This is a genomic window from Synechococcus sp. R60.1, from assembly GCF_047461835.1.
Classification (GTDB): Bacteria; Cyanobacteriota; Cyanobacteriia; order Thermostichales; family Thermostichaceae; genus Thermostichus.
This window is the reverse complement of the sequence record NZ_JANSIA010000124.1, coordinates 1-4,268: the sequence shown is the minus strand read 5'-3', so window position 1 is coordinate 4,268 and position 4,268 is coordinate 1. Positions and strand designations below refer to the sequence as shown.

Here is a 4,268-nt window from a genome sequence, read left to right as displayed (position 1 = left end):
TTTCCGTCCCCTTGCGGGGAAAAGGTAGGGATCAACTCTTTGGTTGATAGAGGACCGGTACGACTGGCACGTACCGTTTCCGTCCCCTTGCGGGGAAAAGGTAGGGATCAACGTAAACTGTGCTGTAACCAAGTAATCAGCTTGCTCCAGGGTTTCCGTCCCCTTGCGGGGAAAAGGTAGGGATCAACAGGACTGACCTCAACATCTACAAGGCCCACGTTAGCCCGTTTCCGTCCCCTTGCGGGGAAAAGGTAGGGATCAACTTGGTTAAGCGTTTCGGTTGGATGGTCTGGGCTCTTCCAGAGTTTCCGTCCCCTTGCGGGGAAAAGGTAGGGATCAACAACGGTTTGCCAATCAAAGGGTGTACTAAGCTGGATCCTGTTTCCGTCCCCTTGCGGGGAAAAGGTAGGGATCAACGTGGACAAAGCTGACAAAGCGTTGTCCATTGTTGTAAGTTTCCGTCCCCTTGCGGGGAAAAGGTAGGGATCAACTTGAGATATACCAAACAGTATACGGTGAAGTAGTAGGCGTTTCCGTCCCCTTGCGGGGAAAAGGTAGGGATCAACCTCAGTAGGTAACTCCCCGTAAAGCAGGTAGAAAGCCAAAGTTTCCGTCCCCTTGCGGGGAAAAGGTAGGGATCAACCTCATGGTGTGGTTTTCCGATGCCATAGAATACAGCAGTGTTTCCGTCCCCTTGCGGGGAAAAGGTAGGGATCAACGCTGTATGTATACACCAATGCCCGAGAGGGGTTGGTGTTTCCGTCCCCTTGCGGGGAAAAGGTAGGGATCAACCAGCGGGAGGAAGAATAGTATGAACTAAATCAACCTCAACGTTTCCGTCCCCTTGCGGGGAAAAGGTAGGGATCAACAACCGAATACTTGAACCGCTGGATGAGTCAGATCAAAAAGTTTCCGTCCCCTTGCGGGGAAAAGGTAGGGATCAACAACTGCGCTTGAAAGCCGCCTGGCTACCACAGTTAGATGGAGTTTCCGTCCCCTTGCGGGGAAAAGGTAGGGATCAACCCGGAAGGCCCAGTCGACGGATCCCGACTACGGTTGGACCGTCGATAGCCTGTTTCCGTCCCCTTGCGGGGAAAAGGTAGGGATCAACCCTACCCTCGGAAAAGCCTGAATTCATGAGGTTTTCAAGGTGCGTTCGCGAGGGAGTACGGAGATTCCTCGACGCAGATATTAACATTGTCCTCGCGGCCAAGCGCAAGCGGGGAAATTGAGCTTGCTACGGCCATTATGTCACGTTTTTGGGCCAATCGGGGCAAAAGATCTAAAGTTTCCCTTAAAATCTTGTGCCGGCAGAGTCAGGCTGGTGATGGCTCGCCCCGACAGATCGCGCACAAAACTTTACAATTTCGGCCCGGTGGAGAGCCTCAGAAGATCAGGTAGTCCGGCGGCTCATAGGGGGGAGGCCCCCCGAAGACTTTGGCCTGCTTCTTGGCCGCGGCATCCAAAGGGTAGGCCCGCAGACTGTCTTCCTTGAGATTCAGCAGGGGCAACCACGACTGTTCCAGCTTGTTTTCCAACTCTGCAGTGTCCAGTGGGCATTCGAACACGGAGTATTGCACCCGCTGGCAACACTGTTCCAACTGCTTGGCCAACTGTTGTCGCCGCTTATCGTCCACCACGTCGTAGCAAACCAACCACAGCATCAGCGCAGCTCTATGGGCTCATAGTCTAGGTCACCGCTCACCAGGCAACGGCTCAGCCGGCGGGCTTGCTCCAGCACAATTTGACTGAGGGGCAGGCGGCGAGATTGGGGAGGATAGAGCAATGGCTCGCGGAAGCGGCGTTCCAGCTCTCCCAAAAACAGTTTTTTGGCCAGGGATCCCAGCCATATGCCTGTCCCATCCGGCGACGGCTCAAAGTCTTCCGGCGTGAGCAGGCCAGCCTTGACAAGCTGGAGCACAGCCCAATCCACCACCAAGGGTCGAAACTCCTCCATCATGTCCAGCACCAGGTTGGGGCGGTAGGGCAAGTTGGCGTGGAAAAAGCCGAGATAGGGATCCAACCCGGCCATCACCACTGCGGAGAACACGCGGGCCAGCAGCACCCCGTAGCCCCAACTGAGCAGAGCGTTGATCGGGTCGAGCGGCGGCTGTCGGTTGCGGCCAGTGAAGTTCCACTCAGGCGGAAAGCAATGTTGCAGGGATTGGTAGTAGGTGCGGGCGCAAATGCCCTCCAGGCCCATCAGCGCTTCTCGATCCGGAGGAGTGGTGGAGCGATCCAACTGTTGCAGGTAGGCGGCGATAACATCAATACCCTCCTGTAAGGGGGCAATTTGGCCGCGGGTAGCCCGGTTGTGCAGTTGTAGAATTGCCCGTTGGTTGCGAATCTTGCCGCGCACAATCACCTTGGCCCACCTCAGCCCCCAGGGGGAGTAGGCCCGCTGATACTGGGCCAGACGGATCTCAGAGTTGGTGGAGAAGGATCCCTGCAGGCGACCGCGAAAACCGCCATCCGCACGCAAAAAAATGGTTTCGATGCCTCGATCCAGCAGTTGGGCCAAAGCTGCGCTGGTCAATTGGATCCCGGGCAACACCACCACCAGCTCCACCTCCGCAAGGCGGCAAAGCTGCTCTTGACCACGGCGGCGAATGAGCAGGGTTTGGTTTTGGCAGTGAACCACAGTCCCCGGCTCGGTTAGGTAGAGGGTGGTCATGGGCAGGAAGGTCAAGAAAGCTTCAGGTCGGGGCGATAAAACTGCAGCTCTGCCTGGGCTTCCCGAGCCATCTGTTCCCGGTAGGCCAGTGGCGCGATCACCTCGCCGTTGGGCCGCCAATCCCGCAGGCGCATGGTGAAATTGGTATCTCCCACCCGTACCCAGGCGCGGAAGTACCGGTCGCTGGTTGGCCTTTGCCGGACAATGTTCAAAATCTGTTCGCGCTCCCGCGCATCCGCCACTGCCTGCTGCACCAAAGCCGGGATCCGCTCGTAGGCAATGGGCTGGAAGGTGGGATGTCGCACTGTGCTTTCCACATAGCGACGGGCAAACTCCGGGGAAAATCGAAGGATCAACAAAGCCTTGGGCAAGTAAAAATCGGATCCCCAGGCTTCTTCCCATGCTGCTTGGACTTCCTCTGGGCTGGGCAGCTTCCTCTGCCGTTTGCGGATTGCCAGCTCTGCCGGGATAGAAGGATCGCCCCAGGGGATCACCGCCAAGCGCTTAGACTGGATCCGATCCAGCCGAAAATTGTGCCAGCCCAGGGATCCTTCGGGGGTGGGGAGCTGGCCAAAGGCTGCCAAATACTTGGCGCGGCGGGCATAAAACAGGCAGACTGGGTAAGTGAGAACGTGTCGGATCCCATGTTGGCGGGTGGCGTAGTCAAAACCGATCACCCCTGCTTCTGGGTTGGCCCAAAGGGCTTCTAGCTGGCTTTGATATTCATCCACCCGTTCTTGCTGTTCGTCTGAGAGGATGTACTCAAACCACACAAACAGCCGCCGCTGGGAGTGCTGATCGCGCCAGCGGGACGGAGTCCTTTGATTTTCCCAGATTTCATCCAGCAAAACCTGCACATCTGGATGTACAAAGGCCACATCGCTGAGGATGTGATAGATCTGTTCCAGTTGATGGCCCGATAAGGTCAAAGCCGATGAAGATACGGGCAGTTGGGGACGATCCCCCGGCGCACGGCAGCGAAAATTATCTCTCCGCCTAGAGTTGGCCTGAATTTGTTGCAGCCAACCCCGGGCGGCCAGGTAGTCCAGCTCTTTGCGCAGGGTGCGGTGGGTCTTGTGAAAGGGTCGGGCAGCTAGCAGCGCTTCCAGATCGGGAACTTCTGCTTTTAAGGCGGCCAATAGGTTGGGATCCTTCAGCCAAAACCTCAAGGGTTTCCAGCAAATGCAGTCAACATCAGGACAGGGTGAAGGGATCCCTTTTGCCAGATCCTGCTTGGGATGCCACGGCGAGAGCAAGCGATCCCGAATGTGGGTATAGCCAAACGTTTCCGGCAGATCCCGCCATCCCTCCTCGCCATACAAGCAATCGAGCAACACCCACAGGCGCACGGCCCGCTCCAGGCGCTCCGCCAACTGCCCGCTGGCCAGCCAGCGCAACACCTCTACCGTCAAAGGCAGCTCAAATCCGCTCATCCGACAGTTCCCTCGGTTCTTAGGTCAACCAGTTGATGGCACTCCAGGCCAGGGGTTTTCTTGGAGCAAGGCGCAAGTGAGAGCGTAAACTACCCGGCTCCGACCGCTAAGCGGTACGGAGCGGGCTTTCAGTAGCCCTGAGCCTGCTCTGCTCTACCAGA

Annotated in this window: 3 protein-coding genes and 1 CRISPR repeat array; all 3 genes read right to left on the bottom strand. The window is 57.1% G+C overall.

What is annotated here, in order from left to right; all coding sequences use genetic code 11:
- Nucleotides 1-75 precede the first annotated feature (75 nt).
- A CRISPR array of direct repeats spans nt 76-1,111; the repeat unit is 37 nt; unit sequence GTTTCCGTCCCCTTGCGGGGAAAAGGTAGGGATCAAC.
- Between the two features lie 274 nt (nt 1,112-1,385).
- Genes cas2 through NW834_RS13035 form a run of 3 tightly spaced genes read right to left on the bottom strand, consistent with a single transcriptional unit; the run spans nt 1,386 to nt 4,107 of the window.
- The gene (gene cas2, locus NW834_RS13045) at nt 1,386-1,664 is read right to left on the bottom strand and encodes a CRISPR-associated endonuclease Cas2 (RefSeq protein WP_414331218.1); all 279 of its coding nucleotides are present in this window, start codon (nt 1,662-1,664) and stop codon (nt 1,386-1,388) included.
- Nucleotides 1,664-2,689, bottom strand: coding sequence for a CRISPR-associated endonuclease Cas1 (gene cas1 / locus NW834_RS13040; protein WP_414344134.1), 1,026 nt, complete (start codon nt 2,687-2,689; stop codon nt 1,664-1,666). The genes cas2 and cas1 overlap by 1 nt, the downstream gene beginning before the upstream one ends.
- Nucleotides 2,686-4,107 carry a TIGR03985 family CRISPR-associated protein gene (locus tag NW834_RS13035; protein WP_414419156.1) on the bottom strand — a complete coding sequence of 474 codons (1,422 nt, stop codon included), beginning with the start codon at nt 4,105-4,107 and terminating at the stop codon, nt 2,686-2,688. The genes cas1 and NW834_RS13035 overlap by 4 nt, the downstream gene beginning before the upstream one ends.
- Nucleotides 4,108-4,268: the final 161 nt, after the last annotated feature.

Excerpts from the sequence above, each read along its gene's own strand:
- NW834_RS13035 (WP_414419156.1), bottom strand. The coding sequence starts at position 4,107 with ATGAGCGGATTTGAGCTGCCTTTGACGGTAGAGGTGTTGCGCTGGCTG.
- cas2 (WP_414331218.1), bottom strand. The coding sequence starts at position 1,664 with ATGCTGTGGTTGGTTTGCTACGACGTGGTGGACGATAAGCGGCGACAA.